The sequence below is a fragment of the Microbacterium petrolearium genome, assembly GCF_054782875.1.
The window spans coordinates 16705-32381 of the sequence record NZ_BAAGRQ010000006.1 but is presented as its reverse complement, the minus strand read 5'-3'; the positions used below and the strand labels follow the sequence as shown (position 1 = coordinate 32381).

General features: G+C 72.5%; 15 protein-coding genes. 14 read left to right on the top strand and 1 reads right to left on the bottom strand.

Going from position 1 to position 15677, the window contains the following annotated elements:
* Nucleotides 1-2: 2 nt before the first annotated feature.
* The 5 genes from rsmI (at nt 3) to ACYVJ0_RS06370 (ending at nt 4752) form a co-directional block, all read left to right on the top strand.
* Nucleotides 3-818 carry a 16S rRNA (cytidine(1402)-2'-O)-methyltransferase gene (gene rsmI / locus ACYVJ0_RS06390; RefSeq protein WP_460816749.1) on the top strand — a complete coding sequence of 272 codons (816 nt, stop codon included), beginning with the start codon at nt 3-5 and terminating at the stop codon, nt 816-818.
* A gap of 84 nt (nt 819-902) precedes the next feature.
* Nucleotides 903-2477: a methionine--tRNA ligase gene (metG, locus tag ACYVJ0_RS06385; protein WP_460816747.1), complete on the top strand. Its 1575-nt coding sequence runs from the start codon at nt 903-905 to the stop codon at nt 2475-2477.
* Between the two features lie 38 nt (nt 2478-2515).
* Nucleotides 2516-3388: a TatD family hydrolase gene (locus ACYVJ0_RS06380; RefSeq protein ID WP_460816880.1), complete on the top strand. Its 873-nt coding sequence runs from the start codon at nt 2516-2518 to the stop codon at nt 3386-3388.
* Nucleotides 3389-3439: 51 nt separating this feature from the next.
* Nucleotides 3440-3814, top strand: coding sequence for an ArsR/SmtB family transcription factor (locus tag ACYVJ0_RS06375; RefSeq protein WP_460816878.1), 375 nt, complete (start codon nt 3440-3442; stop codon nt 3812-3814).
* Nucleotides 3814-4752, top strand: a complete 939-nt coding sequence (locus ACYVJ0_RS06370; RefSeq protein ID WP_460816745.1) for a cation diffusion facilitator family transporter — start codon at nt 3814-3816, stop codon at nt 4750-4752. Before ACYVJ0_RS06375 ends, ACYVJ0_RS06370 begins: the two co-directional genes overlap by 1 nt.
* 14 nt (nt 4753-4766) lie before the next feature.
* Here ACYVJ0_RS06370 and ACYVJ0_RS06365 read toward each other — a convergent pair whose 3' ends face one another.
* Complete coding sequence (locus ACYVJ0_RS06365; RefSeq protein WP_460816743.1) at nt 4767-6341, bottom strand: ABC-F family ATP-binding cassette domain-containing protein; 1575 nt, start codon at nt 6339-6341, stop codon at nt 4767-4769.
* Between the two features lie 254 nt (nt 6342-6595).
* Here ACYVJ0_RS06365 and ACYVJ0_RS06360 point away from each other — a divergent pair, with 254 nt between their 5' ends.
* The 9 genes from ACYVJ0_RS06360 (at nt 6596) to ACYVJ0_RS06320 (ending at nt 15637) form a co-directional block, all read left to right on the top strand.
* Entirely contained in the window at nt 6596-9103 is a 2508-nt protein-coding gene (locus tag ACYVJ0_RS06360) for a DEAD/DEAH box helicase (protein WP_460816741.1), read from the top strand.
* Nucleotides 9104-9160: 57 nt separating this feature from the next.
* Nucleotides 9161-10003, top strand: a complete 843-nt coding sequence (gene rsmA / locus ACYVJ0_RS06355; RefSeq protein ID WP_460816740.1) for a 16S rRNA (adenine(1518)-N(6)/adenine(1519)-N(6))-dimethyltransferase RsmA — start codon at nt 9161-9163, stop codon at nt 10001-10003.
* Nucleotides 10004-10059: 56 nt separating this feature from the next.
* The gene (locus ACYVJ0_RS06350) at nt 10060-11136 is read left to right on the top strand and encodes an aldo/keto reductase (protein WP_449853636.1); all 1077 of its coding nucleotides are present in this window, start codon (nt 10060-10062) and stop codon (nt 11134-11136) included.
* Nucleotides 11137-11143: 7 nt separating this feature from the next.
* A complete protein-coding gene (locus ACYVJ0_RS06345; RefSeq protein ID WP_449853635.1) occupies nt 11144-12076 on the top strand; it encodes a 4-(cytidine 5'-diphospho)-2-C-methyl-D-erythritol kinase in 933 nt (310 codons plus the stop codon).
* A gap of 108 nt (nt 12077-12184) precedes the next feature.
* The gene (locus tag ACYVJ0_RS06340; protein WP_449853634.1) at nt 12185-12484 is read left to right on the top strand and encodes a DUF427 domain-containing protein; all 300 of its coding nucleotides are present in this window, start codon (nt 12185-12187) and stop codon (nt 12482-12484) included.
* 6 nt (nt 12485-12490) lie between these two features.
* Nucleotides 12491-13345 (top strand): ABC transporter ATP-binding protein, encoded by an 855-nt coding sequence (locus ACYVJ0_RS06335; RefSeq protein ID WP_460816738.1) that lies wholly within the window; start codon nt 12491-12493, stop codon nt 13343-13345.
* Nucleotides 13342-14022: an ABC transporter permease gene (locus tag ACYVJ0_RS06330; RefSeq protein WP_460816737.1), complete on the top strand. Its 681-nt coding sequence runs from the start codon at nt 13342-13344 to the stop codon at nt 14020-14022. Before ACYVJ0_RS06335 ends, ACYVJ0_RS06330 begins: the two co-directional genes overlap by 4 nt.
* On the top strand, nt 14019-14705 hold the full coding sequence (locus ACYVJ0_RS06325; protein WP_460816734.1) for an ABC transporter permease: 687 nt from the start codon (nt 14019-14021) through the stop codon (nt 14703-14705). The genes ACYVJ0_RS06330 and ACYVJ0_RS06325 overlap by 4 nt, the downstream gene beginning before the upstream one ends.
* A 23-nt stretch (nt 14706-14728) precedes the next feature.
* The gene (locus tag ACYVJ0_RS06320) at nt 14729-15637 is read left to right on the top strand and encodes an ABC transporter substrate-binding protein (RefSeq protein ID WP_449853630.1); all 909 of its coding nucleotides are present in this window, start codon (nt 14729-14731) and stop codon (nt 15635-15637) included.
* Nucleotides 15638-15677: the final 40 nt, after the last annotated feature.

Below are 15677 nucleotides of genomic sequence, written 5' to 3'. Positions count from 1 at the left end.
CGGTGATCATCCTCGCGGCGACGCCCATCGGCAACCTCGGGGACGCCTCCCGCCGCCTCATCGAGGTGCTCGAGGCCGCGCCGGTGGTGGCGGCGGAGGACACCCGCACGGCCCAGCGGCTGTTCGCGGCGCTCGGCATCGCGAACCGTCCGCGTCTCGTGGCGCTGCACGACCACAACGAGAAGCAGGTGTCGGCCGAGCTCGTCGAGCGCGCCCGCGAGCACGATCTCGTGGTGCTCACCGACGCGGGCATGCCGACCGTGAGCGATCCCGGTTACGGCCTCGTCGCCGCGGCGGCCGAGGCGGGCGTGACCGTCACGGCGATCCCGGGACCGAGCGCCGTGCTGACCGCGCTGGCGGTGGCGGGGCTGCCCACCGATCGCTTCACGTTCGAGGGTTTCGTCGCGCGCAAGCCGGGGGAGCGGGCGCGGGCGCTCGCCGCGCTCGCCGCCGAGTCGCGCACGATGGTGTTCTTCGAGGCGCCCACGCGGGTCGCGCAGACCCTCGCCGACATGGCGACCGCCTTCGGCGCCGACCGGCGCGCCGCGGTGTGCCGCGAGCTGACCAAGCTGCACGAGGAGGTCGCGCGCGGCACCCTCGCCGAGCTCACGGCGTGGGCCGAGGCCGGGGTGCGCGGCGAGGTCGTGATCGTCATCGCCGGCGCCGCGGCGCGCGAGGTCTCGCCGGAGGACGCGCTCGCGCAGGTGCGCGCGCTCGTCGCCGGCGGCACCCGGCTCAAGGACGCCGCGCGCGAGGTGGCCGACGCGACCGGGCTGTCGTCGCGTGAGCTGTACCAGGCCGCCCTCGCGGCTCGCTGAGCCGGATCTGACGATCCGTCCTTCCGGGGCGCGCGCGGCAGGGGACCGCGAAATGCGGCGCGGCACCGCAATTAGACTGCTCTGGTGACTTCCGGGCGCTCCTTCTACATCACCACGCCGATCTACTACCCGAGCGATGTGCCCCACATCGGGCACGGGTACACGACGGTGGCGGTGGACGCGCTCGCGCGCTGGCACCGCCAGGCGGGCGACGACACCTGGATGCTCACGGGCACCGACGAGCACGGGCAGAAGATGATGCGCGCCGCGGCCGCGAACGGCGTCACCCCGCAGGAGTGGGTCGACAAGCTCGTGACCGAGGCGTGGTTCCCGCTGCTGCAGACCCTGGACGTCGCCAACGACGACTTCATCCGCACCACGCAGGAGCGCCACGAGACCGCCGCCGCCAAGTTCTGGCAGGCGATCTACGACCGCGGCCACGTGTACGCGGGCGAGTACGAGGCGCTCTACTGCGTGGGTTGCGAGGAGTTCAAGCCCGAGAGCGAGATCGTCGACGGCACGGGGCCCTTCGAGGGCCTGAAGGTGTGCGCGATCCACTCGAAGCCGCTCGAGCTGCTGCACGAGAAGAACTACTTCTTCCGGCTCAGCGAGTTCCAGGACCGCCTGCTCGAGCTGTACCGCGAGCGCCCCGACTTCGTGCAGCCCGAGTCGGCCCGCAACGAGGTGGTCGCGTTCGTGCAGCAGGGGCTCAAGGACCTGTCGATCTCGCGCTCCGCGTTCGACTGGGGCATCCCGATCCCGTGGGACTCGTCGCACGTGCTGTACGTGTGGATCGACGCGCTCCTCAACTACGCCACCGCCGTCGGCTACGGCGCCGACGAGGAGAACTTCGCGCGCCGCTGGCCCGGCTACCACGTGGTGGGCAAGGACATCCTGCGCTTCCACGCCGTCATCTGGCCCGCCATGCTCATGGCGGCGGGGCTGGACGTGCCCAAGGGCGTCTTCGCGCACGGCTGGCTGCTCGTCGGCGGCGAGAAGATGTCGAAGTCCAAGGCCACGGGCATCGCGCCCGAGACGCTCGTCGGCACTTTCGGCAGCGACGCGTTCCGCTTCTACTTCCTCTCGGCCATCGCGTTCGGGCAGGACGGCTCGTTCTCGTGGGAGGACATGGCGGCCCGCTACCAGGCCGAGCTCGCGAACGGCTTCGGCAACCTCGCCTCGCGCACCGTGGCGATGATCGCCAAGTACTTCGACGGATCCGTGCCAGAGCCGGCCGCGTACGCCGAGGCGGACCTGCGGATCCAGCAGATCGTCGCGAGGGCGGCATCCGATGCGGACGCCGCGATCGAGAGGTTCCGGATCGACCAGGCGATCGACGCCATCTGGACGATCGTCGACGAGCTCAACGGCTACATCACCGACAGTGCACCGTGGGCGCTCGCGAAGGACGAGGCCCAGCGCGATCGCCTTGCGACCGTGCTCTACACGTGTGCGGAGGGGCTGCGTGCGCTGGCCGTGCTGCTCTCGCCGATCATGCCGCAGTCCACCGCGAAGCTCTGGACGGCGCTCGGCGCCGAGGCGGCCCTGGGTGAGCTGGCCGCGCAGGACGTCCGCGCCGCGGGCGCGTGGGGCCGGCTGCCCGCCGGCGCCGCCGTGGGCACGCTCGCGCCGCTGTTCCCCCGCATCGAGAGCGAGTGAGGGCGGCGGTGTCGGGCAACGGCGCCGTGGGAGAGGGCGTGCGCGAGACGTACGTCGAGAAGCGGTCGACGAAGGGCCGCAAGGATCTGTCGCACCCCGAGGCGCCCGAGCCGCTCGCGGTGCCGGTGTACGACAACCACTGCCACCTCGAGATCCAGGACGGCGACGATCCGCTCTCGCTCGATGAGCAGCTGGCGCGGGCGCAGGCGGTCGGGATCGCCGGCGTCGTGCAGGCCTCGGGCGACATCGAGTCGTCACGCTGGGCCGTGGCGGCGGCCGAGCGGCATCCGCGCGTGCTCGCCGCCGTGGCGATCCACCCCAACGACGCCCCGGCCTACGCGGCCGCCGGGCGGCTCGACGAGGCGATCGCCGTGATCGACGAGTTGGCGGCGCACCCGCGGGTGCGGGCGATCGGCGAGACCGGCCTGGACTTCTTCCGCACCGACGAGGACGGCCGGCCGGCGCAGCACGCGTCGTTCGAGGCGCACATCGCGCTGGCGAAGAAGCACGGCATCGCGATGCAGATCCACGACCGCGACGCGCACCGCGAGGTGCTCGACACGCTCGCGCGCGTCGGCGCCCCCGAGCGCACGGTGTTCCACTGCTTCTCGGGAGACGCCGACATGGCGCGCGAGGCCGCCGCGCAGGGCTACTACCTGTCGTTCGCGGGCAACACCACGTTCAAGAACGCGCAGAACCTGCGCGACGCGCTCGCCGTGATCCCGCGCGAGCGGATCCTCGTCGAGACCGATGCCCCGTTCCTCACGCCCGTGCCCTACCGCGGCCGCCCGAACGCGCCGTACCTCGTGCCGCTCACGATGCGCTTCCTGGCCGCCGAGCTCGGCGCCGACCTCGACGAGCTGTGTGCCCAGGTCGCGGCCAACACCCTCGAGGTCTACGGCGAGTTCTGAGCGGGCGCTCTGGAGTTCATCGCCGATCGGTGTCATCATCGTCATGTGGCGATGATGGATGCGATGCCGCGACGGCTGGACGAGCGGGCGACGGCCGTCTACGCCCACCTGTTCCAGGCGCTCGGCGAGCCCACGCGGCTGGCGGTCCTCCAGCACCTTGCCTGGGGCGAGCACCGGGTGCGCGACCTCGTCGAGCACGTGGGACTGGCCCAGTCCACGGTGAGCAAGCACCTCGCCTTCCTGCTGGAGTGCGGGCTCGTCACCGTCCGCCCCGAGGGGAGGTCGTCCTGGTACGCGCTCTCGGAACCGGCGGCCATCTCCTCGCTGATCTCCGCCGCCGGTGAGCTGCTCGAGGCGACGGGGACGACGGCGGAGCTCTGCGTGCATCTGCGCCGCCCGCGCAACGTGGAGCAGGAGGCGTCGTGATGGGCGGGAAGCACGACCACGCTGGGGACGCAGGCATCGGGCGCGCCGGCGACCACCGCGGGCGACTGTGGATCGCGTTCGCGATCACGGCGTCGATCGTCGTCGCGCAGGCGGTCGGCTCCGTCGTCACGGGCAGCCTCGCCCTGCTGACCGACACCGCCCACGCCGTCGTGGACGCCTCCGGTCTGCTCGTCGCGCTCGTCGCGTCGACGCTCGTGCTGCGGCCGGCGGACGCGCGACGCACATGGGGGTTCCGGCGCATCGAGGTGATCGCGGCGCTGGCACAGGCCACGCTGCTGCTCGGCGTCGGGACCTATGCGGCGATCGAGGGCGTGCGACGTCTGTCCGATCCGCCGGACGTGCCCGGTACGGAGCTGCTGGTCTTCGGCATCGCGGGGCTGGTCGCCAACATCGCCGCCATCGTCATCCTCTCGTCGGCACGCCGCGCGAACGTCAACATGCGGGCAGCGTTCCTCGAGGTGCTGAACGACGCGCTCGGATCCCTCGGTGTCATCGTCGCCGCGATCGTGATCGCGACGACCGGGTTCCGGCAGGCGGATGCGATCGCCGGCCTGCTCATCGCGGCGCTGATCGTGCCGCGGGCTGTCCTCCTCATGCGGGACACCTTCCGCGTCCTCATGGAGTTCACCCCGGAGGGACTCGACCTCGACGAGGTGCGCGCGCACATCCTCGCCCTCGAGCACGTCAGGGATGTGCACGACGTGCATGCCTCCACGGTCGCGACGGGGCTGCCGACGCTGACCGCGCATGTGGTGGTCGAGGACTCGTGCTTCACCGACGGGCACGCCGCCGAGGTGCTGCGCGAGGTGAAGGAGTGCGTCGCCCAGCACTTCGAGGTCTCGGTGCATCACTCGACGTTCCAGGTCGAGACGGGGCACATCCGCGACCACGAAGCGGCCTCGGTCACGCACGCGTGAACGGCTGACCTCCGCTACGGCACGTGCCGGACCTCGCTCAGCACCCCGTCGCGGAGCTCGAGGGTGAGGTCCGGTTCCAGGCGGCGCAGGAACGCGTCGTCGTGGCTCACGACGAGCACCGCTCCGCGGAACGCCCGGAGCGCGTCGAGCAGTTGATCGGCCGTCTCGATGTCGAGGTTGTTCGTCGGCTCGTCCAGGATCAGCAGCTGGGGCGGGGGATCGGCCAGCAGCAGCCGCGCGATGGCCACCCGGAAGCGCTCTCCGCCCGACAGCGACGCGATCGGCCGGTCCGCCGCCGCGCCGCGGATGAGGAACCGCGCGAGCCGGTTGCGCAGCTGCGCCGCCGACACGCCCGGCGCCGCCGCCTGCACGGCGTCGAACGCCGACGCCGCGTCGTCGAGGCCGTCGATCCGCTGCGGCAGGTACGCGACCCGATCGGTGTGCAGTCGCGACGATGCCTCGCCGCGCAGCAGGGCCTCGAGCAGCGACGTCTTGCCCGCCCCGTTCGGCCCGATCAGCGCCACGCGCTCGGGGCCCCGAACGATCCACTCGCGCGTGCCATCGGCGAGCGTGACGATACGTCGTCCCGCGGCGACTGCGGGATCGGGGAGGTCCACCTGGATCGACTCATCCTCGCGCACCCGCCGCTCGGCGAGCTCGAGCGCGGCGCGAGCCGACTGCTCCTTCTCGCGCACCTCGCCGCGGAGCTTCCCGGCGGACACCTGGGCCTCGCCGGCCTTGAGCTTCATGATGACCTTCGGCCGGCGGAGGTTCTCGTAGTCGGTCTTGGCGTAGCGCTGCCGCCGCGCGATCTTCGTCTCCGCCTCGATCCGCTGGCGCTTCTCCTTCGCGAGGACCTTCCGCGCATCGACCTCGGCCTGTCGCGCGGCCTCCTGTTCCGCCTCCAGCGCGGCCCGCCACTGCGAGTACGGCCCGCCGAACACGCTGAGCCCGCCGTCGTACAGCTCGGCGGTCTCGTCCATCAGCTCGAGCAGGTCGAGGTCGTGCGAGACGACGATCAGCGCCCCGCGCCACGCGCGCACGAGGTCGTACACGCGGGCGCGGGCGTCGCGGTCGAGGTTGTTGGTCGGCTCGTCGAGCAGCGTGATGGCGGCGCCGCGCAGCCGGATGCCGGTGAGCGCCGCGAGCATCGCCTCGCCGCCGGAGAGCTCGCCGATGCGGCGATCGAGCATGCCCGGCGCGAGCCCGGCCTCGGCGAGGGCGGCTTGGGCGCGCGCCTCGATGTCCCAGTCGTCGCCGACCTCGTCGAAGCGCGCGGGGTCGACGTCGCCCGCCTCGATCGCGCGCACGGCGTCGAGCGGCCCGGCCACGCCGAGCAGCTCGGCCACGCGCGCCGCCGTGTCGAGCGTGAGCTGCTGGGGCAGGTAGGCGACGTCGCCGTCGGCGGCGATGCGGCCCGTCGTGGGCGCGAGCTCGCCGGCCGCCAGGCGCAGCAGCGTCGACTTGCCGGCGCCGTTGCGGCCCCCGAGGCCGGTGCGCCGGTCGCCGAACGCGCCGCACAGCTCACGCAGGCCGACGGATCCGTCGGGCCAGGCGAAGGAGAGATGATCGAGGACGAGAGCAGGCATGGAACCTCCCGGGTATCAGAGCAGGGGCGCGCTGATACCGGGCAGGAGAGCCTGCGGAGCTCGGGACGAGCATCGACGGATCAGCGCGCGAGGCGCTGCACGATGCTCCGGAACCGGAGTCGACGATCAGCGCGGATTACGCGAGGACGTCGATGAGCTTCAACGGTTCGTTCCGATCGTCGGGGACGGGTCGCGTCGATTGTACGCGCACGCCCGCGCCGTCCGTCAAGGTCGGGCCTGCGAGGATGGAGGCGATGGATACCTCGCTGCGTGATCGGATCGCCGGCACCGGCAGCGACCCGGACGGACTCTACGACGCCTTCGTCGGCTGGGCGGCCGATGGGGGAGTGACCCTCTACCCGGCACAGGACGAGGCCGTGATCGAGCTCGTCAGCGGCTCGAACGTGATCCTCGCCACCCCGACCGGCACCGGCAAATCGCTCGTCGCGGTCGCGGCGCACGCGGTGAGCACGGCGCGCGGCGGGCGCAGCTACTACACGGCGCCGATCAAGGCCCTCGTGAGCGAGAAGTTCTTCGCCCTCGTCGAGATCTTCGGGGCGGAGAGCGTCGGCATGGTCACGGGGGACTCCTCCGTGAATCCGGACGCGCCCATCGTGTGCTGCACCGCCGAGATCCTCGCGAACATCGCGCTGCGGCGCGGCGCCGAGGCCGAGGTCGACATGGTCGTGATGGACGAGTTCCACTTCTACGGCGACCGCGAGCGGGGCTGGGCGTGGCAGGTGCCGCTCCTGCTGCTGCCGGGCGCGCAGTTCCTGCTGATGTCGGCGACCCTCGGCGACACGACCGCGATCGAGAAGGACCTCACCCGCCGCACCGGCCGCGCCACGACGCTCGTCGCCGGCGCCGAGCGACCCGTGCCGCTGCACTTCTCGTACGAGAAGCGCCCGGCGCACGACGTCGTCGAGCGGCTGCTGGAGGAGTCCGAGGTCCCCGTCTACATCGTCCACTTCTCGCAGGCGGCCGCGATGGAGCGCGCCCAGGCGCTGTCGAGCGTCAAGGTCGTCTCGCGCGAGCAGCGCGACGCGATCGCCGAGGCCATCGGCGACTTCCGGTTCACGACCGCGTTCGGCAAGACGCTCTCGCGGCTCGTGCGCGCCGGGATCGGCGTGCACCACGCCGGCATGCTGCCGCGCTACCGCCGCCTCGTCGAGACCCTCGCCCAGCGCGGCCTGATGCGGGTGATCTGCGGCACCGACACGCTCGGCGTCGGCATCAACGTGCCGATCCGCACCGTGCTCATCACGGCGCTGTCGAAGTTCGACGGCACGCGGATGCGCCGCCTCTCGGCGCGCGAGTTCCACCAGATCGCCGGGCGCGCCGGCCGGGCCGGATACGACCCGTACGGCAACGTGATCGCCCTGGCCCCCGAGCACGAGATCGAGAACGAGCAGGCGCGGCGCAAGGCGGGCGACGACCCCAAGAAGCTCAAGAAGATCACGAGGAAGAAGGCGCCCGACGGCTTCGTGAACTGGAGCGAGGAGACCTTCGAGCGCATCGTGCAGGCGCAGCCCGAGCCGCTGCAGCCGCAGCTGCAGATCACCTCGGCGATGCTCATCAACGTCATCGGCCGCGGCGGCGATGTCTTCGGCAACGTGCGCGCCCTCGTCTTCGACAACCATCAGCCGGCGGCGCAGCGCTATGCGCTCGCGCGCCGGGCCCTGGCGATCTTCCGCACGCTGCGCGAGGCGGGGGTCGTCGAGGTCACGGACCGAGGCGAGATCCGCCTCGTCGTCGAGCTGCAGCCGAACTTCGCCCTCAACCAGCCGCTGTCGCCGTTCGCGCTCGCCGCGATCGACCTGCTCGATCCCGACGATGCGCCGGGCGGCGCCGGCACGGGCCACTACGCGCTCGACGTCGTCAGCGTGATCGAGGCGACCCTGGACGATCCGCGGCAGATCCTGTCGCAGCAGGAGTACCGCGCGCGCGGCGAGGCCGTCGCGGCCATGAAGCGCGAGGGCATGGAGTACGACGAGCGCATGGAGGCGCTCGAGGAGGTCACCTACCCCAAGCCCCTCCAGGAGCTGCTCGAGCAGGCGTACGGGGTGTTCGCGTCGAGCCAGCCGTGGATCCGCGACTTCGCGCTGAAGCCGAAGTCGGTCGTGCGCGACATGTACGAGCGCGCCATGAGCTTCGCGGAGTTCGTGAACTGGTATCAGCTGGGCCGCAGCGAGGGCCTCGTGCTGCGCTACCTCAGCGACGCGTACCGCGCGATCCGCCAGACCGTGCCGGCCGACGCGCGCACCGAGGAGCTCGAGGACATCGTCGCCTGGCTCGGCGAGCTCGTGCGGCAGGTGGACTCGAGCCTCGTCGACGAGTGGGAGTCGCTCGCGGCGGGTGCGGACGCGCGCGACGAGCCCGACGCGCTGCCGCCCGCGCCGCCCTCGCTCGTGGCCAACCGCCGCGCCTTCACGGTGCTCGTGCGCAACGAGCTGTTCCGCCGTGTGCAGCTGGCCGCGCTCCAGCGTGACGAGGAGCTCGCCGAGCTCGATCCGCACATCGACTGGCCCGCGGTGCTCGACGGGTACTACGCCGAGCACGACGAGCTGCTCACCGGCGGCCCCGCGCGCTCGCCCGCGCTGTGCCGGATCGACGACTCCGAGCCGGGCCTGTGGCGCGTGGAGCAGACGCTGGACGATCCCGCGCGCGATCACGACTGGCGCATCCGCGCCGAGGTCGATCTCGCGGCCAGCGACGAGCAGGGCGCCGCCGTCGTGCGCGTGACCTGGGCCGGGCGCCTCTGAGCCGCGGCGAGAGGCGAGGCGGGGTGGTTCGACAGGTCCGGATGGGATGATGGCGGGATGACCGTGACGCTGCTCGGCCCGTCGGAGATCCGCACCCTGGCCGCCCGACTCGACGTCACGCCGACGAAGAAGCTGGGGCAGAACTTCGTCGTCGACGCCAACACGGTGCGCCGCATCGTGCAGGTCGCGCGCGTGTCGGCGGAGGACCGCGTGGTCGAGGTCGGCCCCGGGCTCGGATCGCTCACCCTCGCGATCCTCGAGACCGGGGCGTCGGTGACGGCGGTCGAGATCGACCACCGGCTCGCGCGCGAGCTGCCCGCCACCGCGCGCGCCCACGGCGTGCCCGACGGCGCGCTCGCGGTCGTCGACGCCGACGCCCTGCGCGTGACGGCGCTGCCGGGCGACCCGCGCGTGCTCGTGGCCAACCTGCCGTACAACGTCTCGGTGCCCGTGCTGCTGCACTTCATGCAGACCTTCCCCGGCCTCGAGCGCGGCGTCGTGATGGTGCAGGCCGAGGTGGGGGAGCGGCTGGCCGCCCCGCCCGGCAGCAAGGTCTACGGCGCGCCGAGCGCCAAGGCGGCCTGGTACGGGCCGTGGCGGCTGGCGGGCAACGTGTCGCGCCAGGTGTTCTGGCCGGTGCCCAACGTCGACAGCGTGCTCGTCGCGTTCGAGCGCGACCCCGCGCCGCGCGGATCGGAAGCCGAGCGCGAGGCGACGTTCCGCATCGTCGATGCGGCCTTCCAGCAGCGCCGCAAGATGCTGCGGCAGGCGCTCGCCGGCGCGCTGGGCGGATCGGCGGCCGCGGCCTCCGAGGTGCTGGAGCGCGCGGGCGTCGACCCGACCGCGCGCGGCGAGGCGCTGGGCATCGCGGACTTCCACCGCATCGCGCGCGCCCTCTGATCCGCTTCGAACACGCCGTGTGTCGGCGCCGCGCCGCGCCTGGGTAGGGTGAATCCATGAGCGACAGCCCCCGGTTCCGCACTGCCGCCGACATCGCCGACCTGCATCGGCCCTATGCGGCGGCGGAGGGGCGCTACGAGCGGAACGACTACCGGCAGGTGGGCGACTCGGGCCTGTACCTGCCGCCGCTCTCGCTCGGCCTGTGGTGGAACTTCGGCGACAACTTCCCGATCGACAACCAGCGCCGGCTGCTGCGCCACGCGTTCGACCGCGGTATCACGCACTTCGACCTCGCCAACAACTACGGCCCGCCGTACGGCTCGGCCGAGAAGAACTTCGGCCGCATCTTCGCCGAGGACCTGCGCCCCTATCGCGACGAGCTCATCATCTCGTCGAAGGCGGGCTTCGACATGTGGCCCGGGCCCTACGGCGACCTCGGATCGCGCAAGTACATCGTCGCCAGCGCCGAGCAGTCGCTCACGCGCATGGGCCTCGACTACGTCGACATCTTCTACTCGCACCGCACCGATCCGGTCACGCCCCTCGAGGAGACGATCGGGGCGCTCGACACGCTCGTGCGGCAGGGCAAGGCGCTGTACGTGGGCATCTCGTCGTACTCGGCCGAGCGCACGGCCGAGGCGAAGGCGATCGCCCGCTCGCTGGGCACGCCGCTCGTCATCCACCAGCCCTCGTACTCGATCCTGAACCGCTGGATCGAGGACGGCCTCACGGGCGTGCTGCGACAGGAGGGGATGGGCGCCATCGCCTTCACGCCGCTCGCGCAGGGCCTGCTCACGGCGAAGTACCTCGGCGACGGCACGGCCGAGCGCGCGCAGCAGCGCCGCTCGCTGCCGAACACCCGCCTGTCCGAGCGCGCCCTGGCCACGCTGCGCGGCCTGGACGTGATCGCCACCGAGCGCGGCCAGACGCTCGCGCAGCTGGCGATCCAGTGGGTGCTGCGCGATCCGGTGGTCGTCTCGGCGCTCATCGGCGCCTCGCGCGTGGAGCAGCTGGACGAGAACCTCGCGGCCCTCGAGGGTCCGGCCCTCACCGCCGAGGAGCTCGAGCGCATCGACGCGCTGGCCGCGGCGGCCGGCGCGGACCTCTGGGCGGAAGCGGCCACGACCGAGTGAGGCGCCGATGACCCTCGCGGAGATCTTCCCCTCGGTGCGCGTGCGCGCGCCGGGCAAGATCAACGTGTTCCTCGAGGTGGGCTGCCTCGACGACGACGGCTACCACGAGCTGGCGACGGCGTTCCAGGCCGTCTCGCTCTACGAGGACGTCGTGGCCACGTACGCCGAGGACTTCACGATGGCCGTGACGGGGTCGGTCGCGCTCGACGGCGTGCCCGTCGACGACCGCAACCTCGCGCTGCGCGCCGCGCGGCTGCTGGCCGCAGAGACGGGCTACGAGGGCGGCGTGCACCTCGAGGTGCACAAGCAGGTGCCCGTGGCGGGCGGCATGGGCGGCGGATCGGCCGACGCCGCCGCGGCGCTCGTGGCCTGTGACGCGCTGTGGGGCACCGAGCTGTCGACGGCCGCGCTGCAGCGGCTGGCCGCGCGCCTCGGTGCCGACGTGCCGTTCGCGCTGATGGGCGGCACGGCCATCGGCTCGGGGCGCGGCGACCAGCTCAGCCCCGCGCTGGCCCGCGGGCGCTTCGACTGGGTGCTCGTCACGAGCGAGGAGGGCGTGTCGACCCCGGCCGTGTACGGCGAGCTCGACCGGCACCGCGAGCGGCACCGCGTGGACATCGGCCCCGTGCCGGTGGTGCCGCAGGTGGACGCCGACGTGCTGCACGCCCTGCGCGCCGGCGACGCGGCGATGCTCGCCTCGACGCTGCGCAACGACCTGCAGGCCGCCACGCTGCAGATGCGGCCCGACCTCGCCCCGATCCTCGAGCTGGGGGAGCGCTCGGGCGCGCTCGCCGGCATCGTGTCGGGATCCGGCCCCACCCTCGCGTTCCTGTGCGGCGGGCCGGAGGAGGCGATCGACCTGCAGATCACCATGAGCGCCGCCGGGCATGTCGCCCTCCACGTGCACGGCCCCGTGCCCGGCGCCCGCGTCGTCGGCTGATCCGAGGGGCCGGCGATCCACGGCGCGGATTCGCACGGATCCGTCCCCGATGTCCGTGCCCGGCGGTATCGTCGGGGAAACGCCCGAAACCGAACGACTGGAGGGGCGATGAAGGCACTGTGGCGCGACCGCGTGGTCGCGGAGGCACCCGAGGACGAGCTGCTGCGGATCGACGGGGCGTGGTACTTCCCGCCGAGCAACGTGGACCGCGAGCTGCTGCTGGCGTCGCCCACGCCGTACACCTGCAGCTGGCGCGGCGACATCCAGTACTACTCGCTCGCGGCCGACGGCGAGGTCGCGCACGACGCGGCGTGGTGCTACCCGTCGATGCCGCCGGAGGCGATCCAGCGGATCGGCACCGACGCGCGGCAGTACCTCGCGTTCGGTCCCGCGGTGACGCTGGTCTGACGCGGGATGATCGAGTTCCGCTCCGTCCGCAAGGAGTACGCGGGGGGCACGGTCGCCGTGGCCGACGTCGACCTCGTCGTGCCGTCGCACAAGACCGTCGCCCTCGTCGGGTCGTCCGGCTCCGGCAAGACGACGCTGCTGCGCATGGTCAACCGCATGGTCGAGCCCACGAGCGGCGCCGTGCTCATCGACGGCGAGGACGTGAAGGACCGCGACCCCGTGCGCCTGCGCCGCAGCATCGGCTACGTGATGCAGAGCGCCGGCCTCATGCCCCACCTGCGCGTGATCGACAACATCGCCACGGTGCCGATCCTGAACGGCGTGCCCAAGCGCGAGGCGCGCGAGCGCGCCCGCGAGCTCATGGACACCGTCGGGCTCGATCGCGCGCTCGCGGGCCGGTACCCGGGGCAGCTCTCCGGTGGCCAGCAGCAGCGTGTCGGCGTGGCCAGGGCGCTCGCCTCGGATCCGAACATCCTGCTCATGGACGAGCCCTTCGGGGCCGTCGACCCCATCGTGCGGCGCGAGCTGCAGCGCGAGCTGCTGCGCCTGCAGAGCGAGCTGGGCAAGACCACGGTGTTCGTCACGCACGACATCGACGAGGCGTTCCTGCTGGGGGACGAGGTCGTCATCCTGGCGCAGGGCGGCCGGGTCGTGCAGCGGGGCACGCCCGACGAGATCCTCGAGGACCCGGCCGACGACTTCGTGCGCGAGTTCGTCGGGCTCGTCGACGGGCGCCGCGGCATGACGCTGCGCGAGACGCGGCACGGCACCGCCGTGGTCGACGGGTCGGGGCGGATCCAGGGCATGCTGCGCCCCGAGCCCGCGGGCGGGGTCGCCGGCGCGGGGAGCGAGGGCCCGTGAGCTGGACGCTCGACAATCTGGGGCTGATCGGCGCGCTCACGGCCGAGCACCTGCGCCAGAGCGTGCCGCCCATCCTGTACGGGCTGCTGCTGGCGGTGCCGCTGGGGTGGGTCGCCCACCGCTTCCGCCGCGCGCGCGGCCTCGTGCTCACCGTGACGGGCATCCTCTACACGCTGCCGTCGCTCGCGCTGCTGCCGCTGCTGCCGCTCGTCTTCGGCACGAGCACGCTGAGCCCGCTCAACCTCGTGCTGGCCCTCACGATCTACGCCGTGGCGATCCTCGTGCGCTCGGTCGCCGACGGCTTCGACGCCGTGGACGAGGACGTGCGGCGCGCGGCGGTCGCGATGGGGTACGGGCCGCTGCGCGGGTTCTGGGCCGTGGAGCTGCCGCTGGCCGGTCCCGTCATCCTCGCGGGGCTGCGTGTCGCGGCCGTGAGCACGATCTCGCTCGCGACGGTCGGGGTCCTCATCGGCGTGACGAACCTCGGCTACCTGTTCACGAACGGCTTCCAACGGCGCATCGTCGAGGAGATCCTCGCGGGCGTGGTCGCCGTGGCGCTCGTCGCGCTCGTGGTCGACGTGCTGCTCGTGCTCGCGGGGCGCGTGCTGATGCCGTGGACGGCGGCGACGGCCGGCGCGCCGCGCGCCGCGGCGGCGACGGTGGGAGCTCCCGCGTGAACCTGCTGCTGGACGCCCTCGCGTGGCTGTTCTCGCCGGATCGGCTGAGCGGCTCGAACGCGCTGCCCGCGGCGCTGCTCGCGCACCTGTTCTACACCTTCGTCTCCGTCGCGATCGCCTCCGCCATCGCGATCCCGCTGGGCTGGCTGATCGGGCACACCGGGCGGGGCCGCGAGATCGCCGTCGCGCTGTCGGGCGCCGCCCGCGCGCTGCCGTCGTTCGGCCTCATCCTGCTGCTCGTGCTGCTGCTCGGTGTGGCGCGCAAGCCGGAGGCCGCGATCACGGCCTTCGTGCTGCTCGCGATCCCGTCCATTCTGGCGGGGGCATACACCGGGGTCGAGGCGATCGATCGGCGCACGATCGACGCGGGTCGCGCGATGGGCATGACGGGGTGGCAGGTGCTGTGGCGCATCGAGGCGCCGCTCGGGCTGCCCCTGCTCGTGGGCGGGCTGCGCTCCGCCGTGCTGCAGGTGGTCGCGACCGCCACGCTCGCCGCGTACGTCAACCTCGGCGGCCTCGGCTACGACATCATCCAGGGCATCCAGCTGCGCCGCTTCGAGCAGGTGCTCGGCGGTGCGCTCGCCGTCGCGGCCCTCGCCCTCGTGCTCGACGGCGTGTTCGCCCTCATCCAGCGCGCGTCCGTCCCGCGCGGCACCCTCGACCCGGCGCCCCGCGCCTCCTGACCGAACGAAAGAAGGCGATCGACATGAACGCATCCAAGACCCTCGCTCTCGCGGCGACCGCGCTGCTCGGCCTCGCGCTGGCCGGCTGCGCCTCCTCGGACCCCCTCGGCACCGAGACCGAGGAGCCCGGCGGCGGCTCCGGCAACGCGATCGTCGTCGGCTCGCAGGCCTACTACTCGAACGAGATCATCGCCGAGATCTACGCGCAGGCGCTCGAGAACGCCGGCTTCGAGGTCGAGAAGCAGTTCAACATCGGGCAGCGCGAGGCGTACATGCCCTCGCTCGAGAACGGCGAGATCGACCTGTTCCCCGAGTACACCGGCAGCCTGCTGCAGCAGCAGTACGACCCCGAGACCGAGGCGCGCACCCCCGAGGAGGTGTACGACGCCCTCGTCGAGGCGCTGCCCGAGGGCCTCACCGCGCTCGAGCAGTCGACCGCGAGCGACCAGGACTCGTACACCGTGACGGCGGAGTTCGCCGAGGAGCACGGGCTCGAGACGATCGCCGACCTCGCGAACGTCGACGAGCCGCTCACGCTGGGCGGCCCGCCCGAGCTCGAGGAGCGGCCGTACGGCCCGAGCGGCGCGGAGTCGGTCTACGGCCTCGACCTGCAGTTCTCGGCGACCGGCGACACGACCGTCGAGGACCTGCTGGCCGGCACCATCCAGGTCGCGAACGTCTTCACGGCCGACCCGCGCATCCAGACCGAGGACCTCGTCCCGCTCGAGGACCCGGAGGGCCTCTTCCTCGCGTCGAACGTGGTTCCCATCGCCTCGTCCGACATCGCGGACGAGATCGCCGACGTCATCGACCCGATCAGCGCCGCGCTCACCCCCGAGGCGCTCGTCGCCATGAACGTGCAGAGCACCGAGGACGAGATGTCGCCGGCCGACATCGCGGCGCAGTGGCTGGAGGAGCAGGGGCTCGTCTGACCTTGGGCGGCGGTGGCCGGTCCCGCGAGCGGCCACCACC